The sequence below is a fragment of the Lacipirellula parvula genome, assembly GCF_009177095.1.
Taxonomy (GTDB): Bacteria; Planctomycetota; Planctomycetia; order Pirellulales; family Lacipirellulaceae; genus Lacipirellula; species Lacipirellula parvula.
Genome location: NZ_AP021861.1, coordinates 5817126 through 5835632 on the forward strand (window position 1 = coordinate 5817126; position 18507 = coordinate 5835632).

The following is an 18507-nucleotide window of genomic DNA, read 5'->3' on the forward strand; positions in this document are numbered from 1 at the left end:
TCATGCTGCCCTCTAGGGAGCCATTTACGGCATTAAAAGCACAAACCAGGGCCAGCACATGCCGTGCTAGCCCTGGCGGGCGATGGCTCGACGCGATACATGGCGAACTAATTTCCGCCCATCGAATTTTCAATCGTCTTTTGGATCTTCTCCAAATTAAACGACCCCGGTGTTTGGCTCGGCGGGTATTCCTTCATCGACATCAAAAACTTGCCGCCGAGTTGCTGCATCGGCGCCAACAGGTAGACGCGGTCTAGGAACCAGTCGTTGTAAACAGTGGCGTTGTGTTGAGCCCGTTCGAACGGGTCGCGGCGAAGATTGAACAGGAGCGGGACGCGGAGTTCGGTGAACGGCTCGCGCCAGACGCCGAACGCTTCGCCGCGGTTTTCGAGGAAGACCGCCTTCCAGTCGTCGTAACGCATCGCGACGATTTGGCCGTCGTCGTTGACGTAGATAAACTCGTGCCGCGGCGACTCCTCGACCTTGCCTGTGAGGTAGGCAAGCTGATTGTGGCCGTCGAGATAATTGTGGTACTTGCGGCCGTTGAGCTCAACGCCGTCTCGCACCTTCTTGACGATTTGATCGTCGCCCGCGGCGGCGGCGAAGGTGGGGAGCCAATCTTCGTGGGCGACGATGCCGTTGAGCATCTTGCCTGCGGGGAAGTGATTCGGCCAGCGGACGAAGCACGGAACGCGGTAGGCGCCTTCCCAGTTCGAGTTCTTCTCGCTGCGGAACGGCGTCGTGCCGGCGTCGGGCCACGTGTTGTAGTGGGGGCCGTTGTCGGTCGAGTACATGACGATCGTGTCGTCGGCAAGGCCGAGCTCCTCGAGGTAATCGAGCAGCTGGCCGACGTGGACGTCGTGCTCGATCATACCGTCGGTGTATTCGTCGTTCCCCTTGTGGCGATGCTCGTCGCGCACATGGGTGCGGAAGTGCATGCGGGTGCCGTTCCACCAGCAGAAGAAGGGTTTGCCGGCGTCCTTCTGGCGTTTGATGAAGTCCTTCGCGGCGGCGACTGTTTCGTCGTCGATCGTTTCCATCCGCTTCTTGGTGAGCGGCCCGGTGTCTTTGATCGTTTGGCCCCCTTTGCCGTCGGCCTTGCAGTGGAGCACGCCGCGCGGGCCGTAGACGTCGCTGAACTTGCGGCCGTCGGCCATGATCATTTCGGCGGGGTAGTCTTCGTTCTCAGGCTCTTCCTCGGCGTTGAGGTGATAAAGGTTGCCAAGAAACTCGTCGAAGCCGTGCATCGTCGGCAGATGTTCGTCGCGATCGCCTTGGTGGTTCTTGCCGAACTGACCGGTGGCGTAGCCGTTGCTCTTCATGACGGTCGCCATCGTGACGTCGGTCTTTTGCCAGCCTTCTTTGGCGCCAGGGAGACCGACCTTCGTCATGCCGGTGCGCACCGGGACGCAGCCGCCGATGAAGGCGGCGCGGCCGGCGGTGCAGCTTTGCTGAGCGTAGTAATCGGTAAAAGAGAGACCTTCTTTGGCGAGGCGGTCGATGTTGGGGGTATGGTAACCCATCATGCCGCGGCTGTTGGCGCTAATGTTCCAGGTGCCGATGTCGTCGCCCCAGATGACGAGGACGTTTGGCTTGTCGGCGGCCGAGGCCTGTCGCGCGGCGGCGAGCAGGCCGCAGAGAGCGATGGCGACGGCGACGCAACGAAATGGATGAGTCATTTCGCGTCTCCTTGGTGAACGGTGGCGAGAAGATGGGAGGGAGGCGCGGCTCCCGCTAGCTCAAGAGTGGACTATTCCACAGCGAAGTGCAACTTACGGCGGCGTGAATTCCGGTGTTTTGCCGGCAAGATGAGAAGAAATCCGCAGCCCGCCATACGGAATTGGAGCCGCAGGATGGGCGATCGCCCTAGTAACGAACGCCGACGCCGACGTTGGAGAAGAAGTTAGCCGCGTCGTCGCCCAGGCCCCAACCGACGCGAACGCCGACTTCAAAGTCAGGCGTGACGAGGTAATGGACGCCCGGGCTGACGTACGACTGGCTAAGTTCCTCGGCGCGGCCGTCGGTGTAGATGCCGAAGTATTCGATGTGGGCGTTCCACTGCTCGACGACGTTGCACTTGAGCACTGTCGACGGCGCCCAGCGATCGAAATTGTCGGCCTCGTCGCGACCATCGCCATAGCGAACGGCTGAGTCCCACAGCCAGTCTTCGCCGAGTTCCCAGCCCCAGGCGTACGTGCCGACGAAGTGCGTCGCCGTTTCGACGCCGCTCGTCGGCGTCGCGGCTTGGGCGATGACGACGCTGCGCGGCATCCAACCGTCTTGATCGGTAAGCGCGGCCTTCAGGCCGTAGATGACCTTCGCTTCGCTTTCGGCTTCAGTGGAATCGAAGTCGTCGTCGCCGCCCGCGCCGCCGGAGATCGAGTTCGCGGCGCCGCCGACTTCGTAGTTCGAGCCGATGCGAAACTCAAGCCACTCGTTGACGCCGTAGCGGGCGATCAACTCGGGGAAACTATGCGTCTCGGGGACGCTGCGATTGTCGATGAACGAGTAACCCGATTCCACGATCAACCGCTGAGCGCCGGCGGTGACCGTCGCCGGAGTGAATGAATCGCGATCGGTCTCGATGCGGTCAGATTCTTGCGCTAAACCCACGCGCTGAGTAACCGCCAACGACAAGACGGCAATAATCGCCCAGTTTCGCATGAAACGCGAGCCGTCCCAATTTCGATTCAATCACTTCTGTATACGCAGGTCGTCCTGCTTCGTGGGAGAGCTTCAGTAAATCGACGGCAGGCCGCAGCATTTAACATCGACTCTCGCCAGCGACTTAAGCCGCCTCAAAAATCCAGAGTGCAAGCGGTGAAGCGATGACCTCGGCGATCGAGAATCGCTCGCCGCTGCCGATCAACAGGAAGGCTTCGCAACGCCTTGCGCACCCGTGGGAAATAAGCGTGCTCATAAGGCGGCGCCAACAGCATTGCACTCAGCTCACACGCCGAGTGAATTGCCGTATCGCTCTCGGATAATTTCTTCGGCCAACTCGAAGCGGCGATTGTACGGCCCATGCACCAGAGCCCAGGCCACGCCTTGGCTGCCTAATTGCTCCGCAAAGCGAGTGTGCATCCAGTGGCGAATATGTTCGCCGTCGCGAAATCCGTCTTGCACGAAGGGTACGTCAGGAGGCGTAAGCAAGTAGAGATCAACACGGTCAGCGGCGCCAATGGCATCGACTCGCGCGTCGCGAGCGTGGTAGTACCGTTCGTGCCACGTTCCCGTGGCGAAGGCGTTCGTGTCGCAGACAAGAATGCGGTTGGCGCTGCGCGCGGCGAGGTTTTCACGGCGTTGCTGTTCTTGAGCGATGTCAACAAACTCGTCGTGGCTCCACGACGGCGGCGGATCGTCGAGCGTGCGGCCTGCTAATTTTCGCTCCCAGTGCTCGCGGCCATATTCCGGAACCCAAATCGTGTCGAACCGTTCGGCCAACTGCTGGGCGAGCGTTGTTTTGCCGGTCGATTCGGCGCCAATCAAGACGACACGTCGCACGAAGTGCGCCCGCACGCATGGTTCGAGCATGTCCCAATGTTTTAGCGGATCGCTGCGGACGGCGGTTGCGGAGATCGGAAACGCCGTTCGCTCGCGATCAATCATCACGTGCCGTGAGCCCATCAGCCCGGCATAGACGGGCCCGTAGTCCTCGCTCGTGAAGACAACGTCGGGAGCGCGGCCCAAGTAGCGAATCGTGAAATCAGCCCACTGCTGGCTGTCGTCGTCGAGTTCGTCCGGCACGAGGCGAATGTCGCAGTCAGGGTGAATCTCCTCTAGCCACGCTTTTCGCAGTTCGCCTGGGATTGTTTGCGACGGGTGGGCGGCGACCATTACGATCAGCTGATCAACCTGTCGGCGCGCCGCCTCGATGAGATGCTTGTGACCGCGATGGGGCGGGTAGAACTTGCCCACGATGAAACCGAGCGTCATGGCGAACCGACTCCCACCAGGGGACCGAATTCCGTTTCCGCCGCCGATTCACGGTGGGTCCGTTGCCACGCCCGCCAGCCCATCACTGCCATCGCGAGGAAAATCGCGTAGAGCAGTGCCGTTAGGTAGAGCTCCTTGTACACGTAGAGCGGCACGTAGATCGCATCGACCAGGATCCAGCCGGCCCAACTCTCTAGCCGCTTGCGGTTCAGCAACCACTGCGAAACGAGGCTGAGCGATGTCGTGAGGGCGTCCCAAAACGACGCCGATCCGCCCGCATGATGTAGCAGTCTCCACAGCCCTAACGTGCAGCATGCCGCAAAGATGGCGGTGAGCAACAGCTCACGGTGCGACGAACGCGAGATCCGCAGCGTTGTGCGATTCGCTCCGCCCCGCAACCAAAGCCGCCACCCGACGACGCCGAGGATAAAGTAGATGATCTGCAGCCCCGCGTCGGCAAACAGTCGCGACTGAAAGAAAACGACGCTAAAAGTGGCGACGTTTAAGAGGCCGATTGGAAAGTTCCACACGCTTTCCTTCACCGTGAGCCAGACGCAAACGGTCCCAGTGACGAAGGAAGCCGCCTCTAACCATGTGGCGCGGCCGAGGAGGGCCATCGTCACGGCGAGCGCCGCCGCCGCGGCGCCCAGCGCGATCATGGTGAGGGACTCTTTCGACATCGTTCGCGAACTCGCTCCGCCTGCTGCTAGTGCTCGATGACCGACAGGTATTCCGGCGGAACGTGGTCGGTGAGCCAGATGTCGTTGCCGGTGACGTAGAACTCGCACCCCGCAGCATTCATCCGTGCGGCGTCGACCGCCAGGAGGACCGGTTTGCCATGACGCATCGCTACCTGGATCATCGTCTCTTTGTTCGTCGACAGGTGCACATGATGTCGGTTGCGCTTCATCAAGCCGTCAGCCAAGATCGAATCGAGGTTGCGCGTCGCCGTTCCATGATACAGTACCGGCGGCGGCGCGGTTGGCTCATAACCGAGATCGACTTCCACAGAATGGCCCTGGCGGGCGCGGATTTGCGAACCGTCGGAGCTAAATTCAAACCGCTGCTTCGTACACTCGGCGACGATCGTTTGCAGCATCTCAAGGGCCAGCGCCTTGCCGGCGCGCTCCATCGCGTCGAGCAGGACAGGCACATCGACCCAGCCCCCCTCTTGCAGTTCCAAGCCGATCGTGTCGGGCCGATGGCGCAACACGTAACTGAGACTCTTGCTGATGGGCTTTCGTTGTTTCTCGTTCATTGTTCGTATCCTATGGTTACTTCTAATCATTTTTGTTTGTATTGATTGCCGCGCGCCTGTCGCGCCTCTTGAGCGGCGAACACCCCGGCCCATAGCTTGAGATCAACAGCCGCGCCGTGCGCCGCCAGCCACTCGGCGACATTGGCGAGCGGCGGCTCGTGGATCGTGATCGATTCCGTCCCGTCGCCGCCGCCAGCTTCGACCTTCTGCAAGCCTTCCGCGAGGAACAGAACGATCGACTCGTCGGTCAGGCCGGGCGAGGAATAACCGACGCCCAGTTCAGTCCACCTTGACGCCGCGTAGCCGGTTTCTTCCAGCAGTTCGCGTTGCGCAGCGAGCAGTAGCGATTCTCCCTCTTGCCCCGAAATATCGCCCGCCAGGCCTGCAGGCAGTTCAACCACCTTCCGACCGACCGGCGGGCGAAACTGCTCGACCAAGACGACTCGCTCGTCATCGGTGATGGCCACAATGCCGACCGCCGGGCGTCGCGTGTTGCGCGAGACGAACTCCCAGCCATGGCGTCCGAACATCGTGATGTGGCGGCCGGCGTAGAGAGTCTGCGGCGTCGATTCGTGCGACATAGTTAAAGTCCTGCGATTGGCAACAGCAATTCAGTGGAGTTCACATTGTCTTTGGATCAATTTTCATCTTATCTCCACCCCAGCGTCGCGCATCGCCTCAATCGCCCGCGCGCAGTCCCCAGGCTGCAAATCGACGCCCCGCACGGCGTGCTGAAGCAGGACGACGCGAAAACCGAGGTCGATTGCATCAAGCGCCGTCGCCTTGACGCAATAGTCGGTCGCGAGACCTGCAACGTGAACTTCATCGACGCCACGGCTGCGTAGGTACTCGGCCAATCCGGTCGAACGCCGCCGCGCGTTGTCGAAGAACGCACTGTAACTGTCGACCGTTGGATCGGTTCCTTTCCGAACGACATGGTGAATGTCGGCGTGGTTCAGCTCATTCGACAATTCGGCGCCATGCTCGCCTTGCACGCAATGCGTTGGCCACAGCACTTGGTCGAGATCGCCGAGGCGGACCACGTCGCCGACGCCGCGCCGCGGGTGCTCGGCAGCGAACGATCCGTGATCCGGCGGATGCCAGTCCTGTGTGGCAACCACTAGCTCGTATTGCGGAATCAAGAGATTCACGGCGTTGATCACTTCGTCGCCGCGCGGCACAGCCAGTGCGCCGCCCGGCAGGAAGTCGTTTTGCACGTCAATGATGAGCAGTGCTTTCATATAGCAATTCACCTAGTAAGGTGGGAGCAGACGACGCAGGGCGAGCTCAATAACGACGGCGGCCACGACAAGGTTTCGTCCCAGCGTCGCCGTCCATCGCAGCGACGGAGTTTGCGCCGGAGAGTGAGAAGCGGCTGCTTCGTCAAGCGAGCGTGCGAGCGTCGCCATCCACTCCGTAGTTCGCGGCCACTCGCTCAACCGTGCCACCCAATCTCCCGGCACACCCTCGACGCCGATGTTCGCACCGCAGATAGCGCCCGCAATCGACGCTACCGAATCAGTATCACCCCCTAGTAGTACGGCATTCGTCACGCAGGCCCGCATGTCCGTTGGCGAACTCGCCCAACAGTAGAGGGCCGCCGGGACCGATTGATTGACATATCCCGTGACGCCTCCGATCCAATCTTGCGAGTCGGCAAATTCCTGCGGCGACTCTCCTCGTTCCAGCGCTGCGACAGCATTCGCAATGCGGCGACGAAGCTCATCGCCGGTCGCGTCTTGCGACGCTGCGTGCAGCAATTCCAACGGCGTCTGCTGGTTCCCGTCAATCGTCAAACGGGCGGCCCGCGCCACCAGCAGTGCACCCTCTTCAGCTCTGGGATCTGTGTGCGTCAATCGAGTCGAACATCGGTTCAGTGCAATCAGCGCCTCTGTGCTGCTCGCCACGACGCCCAATATCGCCGAACGCATGGCCGGACCGTTGCCCGCACTGCGAACGCCGCTGTGAGCGGGACCGAATCCGACCAACAGCCGAAGGCATGCCTTGAGCGTCGCAAAGCCAACTCCCACCGGCGCCGTCGCAATCCATCGCTTTAGTTGCTGCGCGAATTCTCGCTCGAACTCCTGTGGTTGGCAGCCAGTTCGCGCCAATGAATAGGCTGCTAGCAGCGTGTGCTCGGTGTCGTCGCTGCAAAACCCCTTGCCGAAAATCAATTCCGGCCGCACCGCGTCGACGCCGTAAAGCCGCGCCGCGCGCCGTCTCGAGAGTCCCTCGCGCCGCAGTCCCGCGGCGTCGCCAACAGCGGCGCCGAGGATGCAACCCAAGATGTGCGAGTAGCGGTCCATGATCAAATCTCGAAGTGAAGCCCCTGCTTCATCAGTCGGTCGTACTTGCGTTTATCGAACCGGTAAAGCCGCGCCGCGCGGTGAGCGACGTCTTTCTCAATCTCGCCCGTCTCTTTGACGAACTCCATCGCCAGCACCTTCTTGCGGAAGTTGCGTTTGTCGAGTTCGCGGTCGAGGATCAACTCGTAAAGACGTTGCAACTGAGTGAGAGTGAATCGCTCGGGCAGGAGTTCAAAGCCAATCGGCTGGTAGCTCACCTTGTTGCGCAGCCGTTCGACCGCTGTCTTCAGGATGTCGGCATGGTCGAACGCCAGTTTCGGTAGGTCGCTCAAACTGAACCAGGCGGCGTTGCGAGCGTCGGTGCTGGCCCGAACCGAGTGCCCGGCGAGATTCACTAACGCATAGAACGCCACCGTGACGACCCGTTCGCGCGGGTCACGCGCGACTTGCCCGAACGTGTAGAGCTGTTCGAGGTAAATGTCGTGCAATCCCGTTTCTTCGTGGAGCTCGCGGCGGGCCGCTTCGTCAAGCGTTTCGTCAACGCGGACGAAGCCGCCAGGAAGCGCCCAAGCGCCGGCAAACGGCTGAAGGTCGCGTTCGATGAGCATCACCTTCAGTTCGTCGTCGTCGAGAGCGAAGACGACGATGTCGACCGTGAGCGCTGGACGCGCAAACTCGTAGGTATGGGTCATCGTCGCCTCCTGAAGCTTTCTTATTGTCTCATCGACACTATTTTGGTGTTTTATTTACACTAAGTCAAGCGAGGAGATAGAGACGTTAGGTTCAGGCTTGAGTAGTCGAGTTCCGAAGAATAATCGAAAGAGTGTCTGCTCGGCTGCTGCCGCTACCTGCCAGCGTCGAGCTCGCGCAGTTCTCGCCGGAATCCGCCCGATAGGATTGGAAAGCGGCACCATGTCTTCGGGTCGAGATTCTTATCATCGACATGGAACGACGGCGCGTAGCGTTCACGCTTCCACTGATTGCGGCACCACAGCTCGAAGAAACGCCGGATCCAGATCACGAGCTGCGGCTGGGCATATTGGGTAAACTCTGCCGCAACGAACGCCAGCACCTCGCCTGGCGAGCGTTTTTCCCCGATCGCTTGGTGCTCGATCGCATCAAGCAGATCGTACGGCATCAGGTCGGTTTCGTCGGTTTGCGATTGCTCGGCAGGGCGCAGCTCCGCCGTCGGCCGCAGTGCATTGACGACCGCCAGTTCAGGGAGGGGGCCAATTCCCACGGGGCCTTGTACCTCGAGCCAACGAAGCCAGCGCCGCAGGAATGCCTTATCGATGCCGGCGATCGGGCTGATGCCTCCGCACGTATCGCCATCCATCGTGGCGTAGCCGACGGCCGCCTCGGAGCGGTTGCTCGTCGCCAGCAGCAGCGCGTTGTTCACGTTGGCCAGCATCCAGACCGACGGGCCTCGCGCGCGAGCCTGAATGTTCTGCAGCGTCACGTCGTCGGTGCTCCACTGGAGCTGCCGGCCAAGCGCCGCTTCGACTTTCGAGCGATAGCTCTGGCAGACATCGTCGACATCGAGTTCGTAGTGCGTGGCGCCAATCGCCTTCGCGATGGCGGCGGCGGCGGAAAGCGTGATCGCGGAGCTTTGCCGCGTCGACTGATACGCGGTCGTGAGCAACCGACCCACGAGCGCGGCGGCGTCAATCTCTGCAGAAATTTGGCTTCTATCGATGCCGAGCAACATCGCGAAGCGCTCGCCGCCAAACTCCTCGAGTCCCAGCCGCACCATGATCGCCACCAGCGCCGCCACAGCCGCCGAATCGGCCCCGCCGCTAAGCGAGACGACGAATCCCTTGGCCCGGCTTTTGCGAAGATAGTCGAATAGCCCCAGCGTGATCGCGCGAGTGAACTCCTCTTCTTGCGACGATTCCGCCGCCTCCCAAGCGGCCGCTCGACTCACCCGCACCTCCGGCGCCGCGTTGTTAAAGGAGAAATCGACCGCAACTGCCGGCTCCGCGTTCAATTCGACCGCCGGCTGAAAGCTGGCCGATTGCGCGCGTCGCATGCGAAGCGCGTCGACGTCGACGACCGCGTCGATCACGCTTACCGGGGCCATCGTCAACCGCGGCCCGCTGACAAGCAGTTCTCCGCTGGCGGCGATGAGCGTATGGCCGTCGTAAATGACGCGGCCCGCCTCGTTGCCCGCCAGGTTGCTGTAAACGTAGCCGACGCCGAACGTCCGCGACGATTCGACCACGAGCTGCCGCCGCGTCGCGTGCTTGCCAAAGGCAAAGTGGCTGGCACTCGGATTCAAAATTAGATCGACGCCGCGCCGCATTAAATGATCGGCGGGACGATCGGCCACCCAGGCGTCTTCGCAGATTTCAAAGCCGATGCGGACGCCGTCGACTTCGAACAACATCTCGCCGACGCGACACTCCTCGCCCGCGAGACGCATCGTCGCCGACTGCCCCGCCGGCCAAGGCTTGAACCACCGCGGCTCGTAGTGCAACCCGTCGCCGGCGAGGCGTTGCTTCGCGGCGACGCCGACCAAGCGGCCATCGACAACCAGCGCGGAGCCATTGAACAAGGCCCCGCCGTAGAGCAGCGGTAAGCCAATCGAAACCGCCATCCCGTGAGTTTCGCCCAGCAACTCGCTGAGCACCTGCTCGGCCATCATCGCGACGGCGTGCGAAAAGAACGCGTCCTCGCAGCCGTAGCCGGTGATGCACAACTCCGGCAAGCAGAGGATCTGAACTTCGCGCTCTCTGGCGATTGCGATCGCGCGACGAATGTTATCGGCATTGCCATCCCAATCGAGCGGCGTCTGGTTGAGCGCAGCGGCAGCGACGCGCAGCAGTTTCATCGTTCTCCTCCGTCGACATGCCGCAGCGGCGCAGCGAATTCGCCGGCAATCGAACGCACCGTGAGAAACACCGAGTTTGCTTGTGCAAGCTTCGACGCCCGCGGATGGCTGTTCGTGGCGATGACGTGCGAAATGACGCCGCTGCGACGAATCTCCGCCAACGCATCGCCGGAGAATAGGCCGTGCGTCGTCACGCAAGCGACGCCGCTGGCGCCAGCGCGATGGTACGCCTCCGCCGCGATCAGCAGCGACCGTCCTGAGCGAATCATGTCGTCGTAGATGACGACTTGCCGCCCCTCGACGTCAGCGTTCATCGCGGTAACCACCGGATGGCCGTCGGCGAGCCGCTTCTTGAACACAAAACTCGCCGGCACGCCAATCTCGTTCGCCAGCGATTCGACCCACTTCGCACGACCGGCGTCGGTGCTCGCGAGAACGAAGCGTTCGCCGCCGAGCTGCTTGATCGCCGCCGTCACCGTCGGCTTGCCGTACACATGCACCGCCCGCAAACCGTTCTCGAAGTAATACTGAATCCCCTCGGCATGCAGGTCCAATAGGAGTAGACGATTTCCCGCACACGCGCGAGGAATGGAAGACAAAAGCTGGGCACGCGTTTTGGCCTTCACGATCTCGCCAGGACGGACGGCGCGATCCATCGTCGCGTAGCCGTAGTAGGGCGCCACGATCGTCAGCGAGCGCGCTCCCTCGTGCACGAGCCCCGACGCCAGGTCGAACAGTTCCAGCGTCTCTGTTTCCGAAATCGTTCCGCCGACTAGCACGACGTTCCGGTCGCATACATCTGACGCGATGCGGTGATAGAACTCGACGTCGTCGAACGTCTTCCGCTCGATGACGCCGATCTCGCCTCCCGTGATTCCCGCTAGCTCGTCACGAAGATACTCGTAGCTGGCCGTTGCGAAGAGTTGCATCATCCCTCCGGAGTTGCGGCAACCTGCGGATCGCGGGCCGCTTGAATCATGGCGTCGCGGCACTCGTGCAAGCCGACGTCGAGCCCCACCGGGTACTCATGCGGGTTCATGAACCGGCGAATCGTCGGATGGAGTCGCTGCAACTCGCCGCGGGCCCGCTCGCGAACGACTTCCAGCGGTTCGCTCTCGGCGACGACGCGGCCGCCGCGAATCACCGGCGTCAGCAGGTCTCGCGAAACTAACGGGGCCGGCATCGACTTCCGCCGCGTCGGATCCTTCGCATCGACCACGATCTGCCGCGGATCGACGCCGCCGAGTTCATCGTAGATCATATCGCCAGTCATGCCGTCGGTCGTTTCGTAGCGTCGCACCTGCAGGATGCCGGGAATGCTCGTCTTGACGACCTGCTCCGAGAGCTTCAGCCGCGGCGCCCATTCGCCCTCTTCGTTCTGCACGGCGCCAAGCTTGTAAACGCCGCCGAGCGCCGGCTGATCGTATGCCGTGGCCAGCTTCGTGCCGACGCCCCAGACCGAGATCTTCGCACCTTGCGCCTTCAGGTTCTCGATGATCCGCTCGTCGAGATCATTCGACGCCAGAATCTGCGCCTGGGAAAATCCTCCCGCGTCGAGAATCTTGCGGGCTTCAATGCTCAGATACGCGAGGTCGCCCGAATCGAGCCGCACGCCCACGAGTTCGTGCCCTTCGCTCCGTAGCTTGATTCCAATTTCGACCGCGCGCCGCACGCCTTCGAGTGTGTCGTATGTATCGACGAGGAACACACAATTGTTCGGCATTGCCTCCGCGTAGCTGGCGAACGCCTCCGCCTCGGTATCGAACGACATCACCCAACTGTGGGCGTGCGTCCCCTTCACCGGAATGCCATACAACTTGCCGGCCAGGACGTTCGAGGTCGCGGCGCAGCCGCCGATGTAGGCGGCGCGACTCGCCGACAGCCCGCCGTCGATCCCCTGCGCCCGCCGCAGCCCGAACTCGACCACCGGATCGCCTGCCGCCGCTTGGCAAACCCGCGCCGCCTTCGTGGCGATCAGCGTTTGAAAGTTGACGATGTTCAGTAGTGCCGTTTCCAGCAGTTGACACTGAAGGATCGGCCCTCGCACACGCAGCAGCGGCTCTTGCCCAAACGCGACCGTCCCCTCCGGCATCGCGTCGACGTCGCAGGCGAGACGGAGTTCGGCAAGGTAGTCAAAAAATCTCGGCTCGAACAGCGATTGGCCATCGTTGCCAACCAAGGTGGCGAGATAGGCAATGTCGTCTGGCTCGAAACGGAACGCCGAGAGATAGTCAATCGCCGGCGCCAGCCCCGCGGCGATGGCATACCCGCCCTGAAACGGCGGCTTCCGGAAGAACAAATGAAAAACCGCCGGCTGGTCCGCACGCCCCTGCTTCCAGTAGCCGTAGGCCATGGTGAGCTGATAGAGGTCGGTCAGCAGCGCTAGCGACGGGTGTGGCATGTTCTGCGGCATGGCGTTGGTCATGATGGTGTATTTATAACACTATCATTCGGCATTACAAGGGTATTTTCTTGAGGCTCGTGCTTCCTGCCCGTCGAAACGACTTGCAGGTCGAAAAAGAACGTTACACCCAACGTCACGCTTGGCGCGTCATGACGACCGCCTGCGCGTCGATGCTTCTACACCTTTTCCGGCGTCTTTACATGGAACTCTCTGTGCGAGCAGATCCAACTCGCCAGCACTGCGCAAACCACGCTACCCAGCAACAGCACCAGGACGCACGTCTGCGTCGTCGGTTGCAGCAAGAGGTCGGGATCATTCCGAACATCGAGTTGCCACGCTTCCGCCGCCATATCCTCCTCGCCGCGCGGGGTCGAAACCTTGTAACTCAACATGCGGTAGGCGATGAGGCGCGTGTAGTAGATCACCGTGATTAGGCGAATCCCAAACGGAAGATTTGCAAGCAGCCCCTCGATGACGGCGATGTAAATGACGCCGACCACCAACGCCCGTTTGGTGAGGAGGCTCACGAGGCCGAACAGACAGCAGTATGCCGTCATCGCGAGGGCGTGCAGACCGGCCGTTTTCACCAAGCGATCGAGCCACTCGCTCGCCGGCGTTTCCGAACCGATGTAAATCGCTGCGAACGTCACGGCCGTAAACACGAGCGTCAGCACGACGGTCGTCGTCACAGTCGCCAACAGCTTGACGAAGTAAATCGCCCCGCGCGGCAGCGGCCGCAGCAGCAGGTAGGTGATCGTCTGATCTTCCTGCTCGTCGTCGACGATGCCTGAGGCGTACAGCAGCGCCACCAACGGCAGTAGCAACTGCGGCATCAGCATCATCGCCAGCATAAATTCCAACCCCTCGGGTGGAACGCGCGACGAAGTGCAGCGCACCAAAATCGCCAGCGCCGCTGGAAGCGAAAACAACAGGCTGATCACCAGCCACCGCTTGCCATGCAAATGTTGCCGCACCGTGAGCGCATAGAGCGCGCTCAGGCCGTTCGCCAGCGTGGCCGCGTAAGAGCGATTCGCAGGCAGAGCAGGTTGAAGCGCGTCGCTCATTTATTCACCAAGTATTTGAAGACGGCTTCGAGGTTGTCGTCGTCCGAGTAAACCGATTGAATCGCCAGGCCGTCGGCCATCGACAGCTCTGGCAACCGACCGTAAAAGGCGTCGGGCGCTCGCGTTTCGACCATTAAGCCGTTCTGCTGCGAGAGGACTCGAATTCCCTCGACGTCTGGCCACTCCATCATCCGCGCCGCCAGCTGCCGATACTGCTCGCACACCAGCACGATGTGATGGGGATGCTTGTCGATCAGGTCGCGAATCTCGCGGACATGCCCCTCGGCGACGAGCCGCCCATGGTTTAGCAAGACGACTCGCGACGTCAGCGATTGCACCTCGTGCAATACGTGGCTGGAGAGGATGACGCTCTTGCCCGCGTCGCTCAGCCGCAGCACGATGTCCATCAAGTCGCGACGAGCCACCGGGTCGGTGCCGGTGAACGGCTCGTCGAGAAATAGCAGCTGCGGCTCGTGGACGAGCGCCTGCGCCATTTTGATCCGCTGCCGCATCCCCTTCGAGTAGCCGCGAATGGCTCGGCCTTGGTGCCGAGTCATCCCCACGGAGTCGATCGTCCGCGCCGCCGCCTCGCGGGCTTCCGCTCGACTCAGCCCGCTCAGCCGCGCGCAGGTGTGGACGAAATCCCAGCCGGTCATCCATTCGTAGAAGCGGTCTTGCTCGGGGCAGAGGCCGATGAAGCGGTTCAGCCGGGCGTTGCCCCACACCTCTTCGCCGAGGACACGAACTGTCCCTTGGCTCGGCCGGAGTTGCCCCGTCGCGATTTGCAGCAGCGTGCTCTTGCCGGCGCCGTTCGGGCCGAGCAATCCCGTCACGCCGGCTGGAATCGTGAGCGTCAACTTGTTGACGCCGATCACGTTTCCATACCACTTCGACAGTTCGTTAAACGCGACGACCGGCGTCATTTCAGGCGATCCAGCGATTTGATGGAACGGTTGAGAGTCCAAGCCGAGACGCCGAAGACCGCCAGCAACACGCCGGCGGACCAGGTCCAGGGATACTGCACGTCGATCGTCCGCAGCCGCGCGATGTCGCGTTCGGGGCCGGGCCGCAGACTGGTCACTTTCTCCCACGCGGCGGACTTCCCCAACATCTCCTCGCCGACGCGAGCGAGATTCAAGGTATACGAAACGAGCGGGCGCCAGTCGGTGCGAGCGGCTTCCAGTTCTTGCTCGACAAAGCTGGTCGGATCCTCGTGGCGGTGCCGGCGAATGGCGTGACGGCGGCCTTCGTGCTCGATTCCTTGCAACACGGCGGACACGACGCCCGTACCGATCCACGCCGCCAGCCAAAACATCGCCACGTAGCGCGAACTGCGCGAGAGGGACGAGAGGGCCAAGATCAACGTCCCGGCGGACGCGGCGATGATTAACCCATAGCCGACGCTCGCCAGCAACAACGGAAACGTCTGCTTCACAATCCCCGCATCGAGACTGAAGAGAATCCCGAGCACGTACGCCGCAACCGCAGGCACGATCGTCACCGCGCCAAGAAAAAAGACAATGACGCCCCACTTGCCGAGAAAGTAATCGATCCGGCGCAGCGGCCGCGACAGGTAGAGCGGCAATGCGTTGTAGCGTAAATCTTGGCTGATAAGATTCGGCCCCACGAGCAAAATGAGCACCATCGCCAGCCGCAACTCGGTGAGCATGAAGTAGCTGTAGGAGAGCGTCCAGACCTCCATCCGATAGGCCCGCGGATCGAGCAGCATCTGCCGATCGAGGAAACCGAGCATAGGGAGAATCGTCTGGATCAACTCCGACTGCTGCTCGACGAGTCCCCAGATGCACACGGCGGTCGCGAGGACGATCGCCGGCAGCCACGCCACGAACAGCGCGAGCTTCAGCCAACGATTGGCAATCGCAATGCGAACGCCATGGCGCGTGATCGCGAGCCACCGCCAAGCATGCCCGGAGAGCGTCCCCGACCAGTGCTGGTACCCTTGATCGAAAACCGGCATCAGGCTTGCTCCAGCGCGGTGAGAAAGACCTCTTCGAGCGTGCTCCGCTGCGGACGCAAATGCCGAATTTGCTCGCCCGCCTCGGCCGCCGTGCGCCAGATCAGTTGCGACGACTCGTGCGCCGGCAGCACGACTTTCAGCACATCGCCCTGCTCTTCCACGGTGCAGGCGGCATTCTGCAAACGCTGTGCGAATGGCGCAAGCTCGCCTTTGACGCGAACCTCGAACGACTGGCTGTGGACTTGCTTCAACTTGGCAATCTCACCCTGAGCAAGCAACTTGCCGCCGGCGAGGACGATGATGTAGTCGCACACCGCTTCGACGTCGGGCAGCAGATGACTGGAGAAGAGGAGACTCATCCCTTTTTGATGCGCCAGGTCGTGAGCTAAGTCGATGATCTCCTGCCGCCCGGCGGGATCCATGCCGTTGGTCGGTTCGTCAAGAATGAGCAACTTCGGATCGTGCACGATAGCCGCGGCGAGTTTGAGCCGCTGCTTCATGCCGGTCGAGTACGATTCAACCTTGCGATAGCGGGCCTCGCCCAAGCCGACGTAGTCGAGCGTTTCATGGGCCCGCTGCAACGCGTCGGTGCGGCTCATGCCGACAAGTTCGCCGGCGTAGGCGACGAACTCCACGCCCTCGGTATGCGGGAATAGACATTCGTCTTCGGGAGCGAAGCCGACCTCGCGGCGAATGTCGAGCTGCTGCCGGCGAAAGTCTTTGCCGAGGACTTGGCCCGTCCCCTCGTCGACTGGGATCAGCCCCAGCAGTGTGCGGATCATCGTCGTCTTGCCCGAACCATTCGGCCCGAGCAACCCGATGGCGCCGGCAGGGACCGCCAACGTCAGATGATTGAGCGCCGTCACCCGGCCGTAGGTTTTCGTGACGTTGGCGAACTCGAACAGCACAGGCAACCCTTGACATAAAGTCGGCGCACGCGGGACCGCCACAGTTTAGCGGTGAATGACAACGCGTCAAAGCGACGGCAATTCGCAGATACTCTGCTTTCGTCGAAGTCCTTCCAGTCTTGCCTCATGCCCAAGATTTACTGGAACACCAGGGCGTGAAACGGAAGTCAGGCGCCTTTCGCCAAGGGCGATGTTCGGCGTTAAACTATTATCTTCCCGCCAGCGGGACTACTCGAGCAATTCTGGCCCGACTCGATGACGGCGGAAGCGTGAATCCTGGGTTTGATCGCCAGCGATGCTCTCGCCACCGTCAGCGGAATTTGGCGGCGAAGAGCTAACCAATGGAGCGAGTCACATGAAGTTCGGACAAGTCGACAATCCAGAGGCGATCGACTTCACGATTCCGCCAGACCATCCCGACACGGCCCAGGCGTTGAAGGCGCCGGCTCCGTCGTTGGATGGCCTGGAAATCCGCATCGGCTGCGCCAAGTGGAACAAGGCGGACCTCAAGAATTTCTACCCTCGGGGCACGAAAGACGAACTCGCGTACTATTCGACGCAGTTTAATTCCATCGAGCTGAACGCGACGTTCTACCGACTGTTCCCGGCCGCGACGTTCGAGAACTGGCGAGCGGTAACGCCGGACGACTTCCGGTTCTTCCCGAAGCTTGAGCAAACGATCTCGCACTTTCGCCGACTCAGGGACGTTGCCGAGGTCGTCGAGCGCAACGTCGCCAATATGTCGCACCTCGGCGAAAAGTTGGCGATGCCGTTCTTGCAGATGCGCGACGATTTCGCACCGAAGGATTTTGATCGCGTTGCAGCGTTCGCCGAAAACTGGACGTACGATGCGCCGCTCGCGATGGAGTTCCGCCACACCAAGTGGTACAACGATCCAGAAGTTTCCAGCAAACTTTACGACTTGCTCGAAGCGCACGGCATTACGAACGTGCTCGTCGACACCGCCGGCCGGCGCGACCTCATGCACATGCGATTGACGACGCCGACCGCGTTCGTTCGCTGGGTTGGCGCGAACGACGCCGAATCGGATCGCGCGCGGCTCGACGACTGGGTCGAGCGGATCGTGAAGTGGAAACGCGCCGGGTTGCAGCGACTCTATTTCTTCGTGCATCAAAACGAGGAGCAAGAATCGCCCGCGTTGTCCGCGCACTTCATTGAACGGCTGAACAAAAAGCTCCGCACTGCCGTGCCGATCCCGCAGACGCTCAAGCCCAAAGAGTTGTTCTGATCAAGCTTGTTCGCCGCGAGTTTGTTAAAGCTGATGCGAGGCAGTTCAAGCCCCCATTTTTCGACCACCCCTCTCGCGGGGGAATCTTGACTTTTGCGCGCCGGCGGGGGGCCCCGATTAACTAGGCGCAAAAGTCTCTTCGTGATTTTTTGGCACGCAGTTTTTCTTTCGACGTTTACCGCATAAAGTAGACGGCGCCAGCTCTAATTGAGTCTCGACTTTTGCACTTCCTGAAGATTCTTTTGACGCGCAAAAGTCGGCGGCGCGGATAACAGCGTCCTTCTATTGATCTGAATTGTCAAAGAGCGTTCGCGCCTCGGCTGGCCTGTTGAGTACGCTTCAACGTCGCAGCGCTAGCAGCACGCTCGTTGCATTTCGACTTTGGTCGCCGTTCGCGTGTCTTCTAGGCTGAAAGGCCAGCGGCCAACTTGCACTCTAGCAGTTCAGCGGAGAAAGTCGCCTGGTGATTTTCGGCCGGGGGCGGGACGCCCCGGCTCGCTTGGGGGAGCGCGGCGCGCCGAAAGAGCGTCTTAAGGCCGCCGTCTGCCTCGACAATTGTCTTTTCACTGCTCCC

17 protein-coding genes are annotated in these 18507 nt (G+C 61.4%); 1 reads left to right on the top strand and 16 read right to left on the bottom strand.

Features of this window, described 5'->3' with window-relative positions; translation table 11 throughout:
- Positions 1-107 precede the first annotated feature (107 nt).
- From PLANPX_RS22780 to PLANPX_RS22855, 16 genes are all read right to left on the bottom strand, one after another.
- Positions 108-1679: an arylsulfatase gene (locus PLANPX_RS22780; RefSeq protein ID WP_152100950.1), complete on the bottom strand. Its 1572-nt coding sequence runs from the start codon at positions 1677-1679 to the stop codon at positions 108-110.
- A gap of 187 nt (positions 1680-1866) precedes the next feature.
- Entirely contained in the window at positions 1867-2664 is a 798-nt protein-coding gene (locus PLANPX_RS22785) for a transporter (RefSeq protein ID WP_152100951.1), read from the bottom strand.
- Between the two features lie 285 nt (positions 2665-2949).
- Complete coding sequence (locus tag PLANPX_RS22790) at positions 2950-3936, bottom strand: AAA family ATPase (RefSeq protein WP_152100952.1); 987 nt, start codon at positions 3934-3936, stop codon at positions 2950-2952.
- Positions 3933-4616 (bottom strand): nicotinamide riboside transporter PnuC, encoded by a 684-nt coding sequence (gene pnuC, locus PLANPX_RS22795; RefSeq protein WP_152100953.1) that lies wholly within the window; start codon positions 4614-4616, stop codon positions 3933-3935. The genes PLANPX_RS22790 and pnuC overlap by 4 nt, the downstream gene beginning before the upstream one ends.
- Before the next feature lie 26 nt (positions 4617-4642).
- The gene (locus PLANPX_RS22800) at positions 4643-5194 is read right to left on the bottom strand and encodes an RNA 2'-phosphotransferase (RefSeq protein ID WP_152100954.1); all 552 of its coding nucleotides are present in this window, start codon (positions 5192-5194) and stop codon (positions 4643-4645) included.
- A gap of 26 nt (positions 5195-5220) precedes the next feature.
- Entirely contained in the window at positions 5221-5775 is a 555-nt protein-coding gene (locus PLANPX_RS22805; protein WP_152100955.1) for an NUDIX hydrolase, read from the bottom strand.
- Positions 5776-5838: 63 nt separating this feature from the next.
- On the bottom strand, positions 5839-6435 hold the full coding sequence (pncA, locus tag PLANPX_RS22810) for a bifunctional nicotinamidase/pyrazinamidase (protein ID WP_152100956.1): 597 nt from the start codon (positions 6433-6435) through the stop codon (positions 5839-5841).
- Positions 6436-6447: 12 nt separating this feature from the next.
- The gene (locus tag PLANPX_RS22815; RefSeq protein ID WP_152100957.1) at positions 6448-7500 is read right to left on the bottom strand and encodes an ADP-ribosylglycohydrolase family protein; all 1053 of its coding nucleotides are present in this window, start codon (positions 7498-7500) and stop codon (positions 6448-6450) included.
- 2 nt (positions 7501-7502) lie between these two features.
- Positions 7503-8192: an NUDIX hydrolase gene (locus PLANPX_RS22820; RefSeq protein WP_152100958.1), complete on the bottom strand. Its 690-nt coding sequence runs from the start codon at positions 8190-8192 to the stop codon at positions 7503-7505.
- 152 nt (positions 8193-8344) lie between these two features.
- Positions 8345-10330 (bottom strand): NAD(+) synthase, encoded by a 1986-nt coding sequence (gene nadE, locus PLANPX_RS22825; RefSeq protein WP_152100959.1) that lies wholly within the window; start codon positions 10328-10330, stop codon positions 8345-8347.
- Entirely contained in the window at positions 10327-11262 is a 936-nt protein-coding gene (locus PLANPX_RS22830) for a ribose-phosphate diphosphokinase (protein WP_152100960.1), read from the bottom strand. Before PLANPX_RS22830 ends, nadE begins: the two co-directional genes overlap by 4 nt.
- Complete coding sequence (locus PLANPX_RS22835) at positions 11259-12755, bottom strand: nicotinate phosphoribosyltransferase (protein ID WP_152100961.1); 1497 nt, start codon at positions 12753-12755, stop codon at positions 11259-11261. Before PLANPX_RS22835 ends, PLANPX_RS22830 begins: the two co-directional genes overlap by 4 nt.
- 155 nt (positions 12756-12910) lie before the next feature.
- Entirely contained in the window at positions 12911-13798 is an 888-nt protein-coding gene (locus PLANPX_RS22840; protein WP_152100962.1) for an ABC transporter permease, read from the bottom strand.
- Positions 13795-14721: an ABC transporter ATP-binding protein gene (locus tag PLANPX_RS22845; protein ID WP_152100963.1), complete on the bottom strand. Its 927-nt coding sequence runs from the start codon at positions 14719-14721 to the stop codon at positions 13795-13797. The genes PLANPX_RS22840 and PLANPX_RS22845 overlap by 4 nt, the downstream gene beginning before the upstream one ends.
- Entirely contained in the window at positions 14718-15776 is a 1059-nt protein-coding gene (locus tag PLANPX_RS22850; RefSeq protein ID WP_152100964.1) for an ABC transporter permease subunit, read from the bottom strand. Before PLANPX_RS22850 ends, PLANPX_RS22845 begins: the two co-directional genes overlap by 4 nt.
- Entirely contained in the window at positions 15776-16684 is a 909-nt protein-coding gene (locus tag PLANPX_RS22855) for an ABC transporter ATP-binding protein (RefSeq protein ID WP_152100965.1), read from the bottom strand. Before PLANPX_RS22855 ends, PLANPX_RS22850 begins: the two co-directional genes overlap by 1 nt.
- A gap of 355 nt (positions 16685-17039) precedes the next feature.
- On the opposite strand from PLANPX_RS22855, the gene PLANPX_RS22860 reads away from it, so the two are divergent.
- Positions 17040-17933, top strand: a complete 894-nt coding sequence (locus PLANPX_RS22860) for a DUF72 domain-containing protein (RefSeq protein WP_152100966.1) — start codon at positions 17040-17042, stop codon at positions 17931-17933.
- Positions 17934-18507 lie beyond the last annotated feature (574 nt).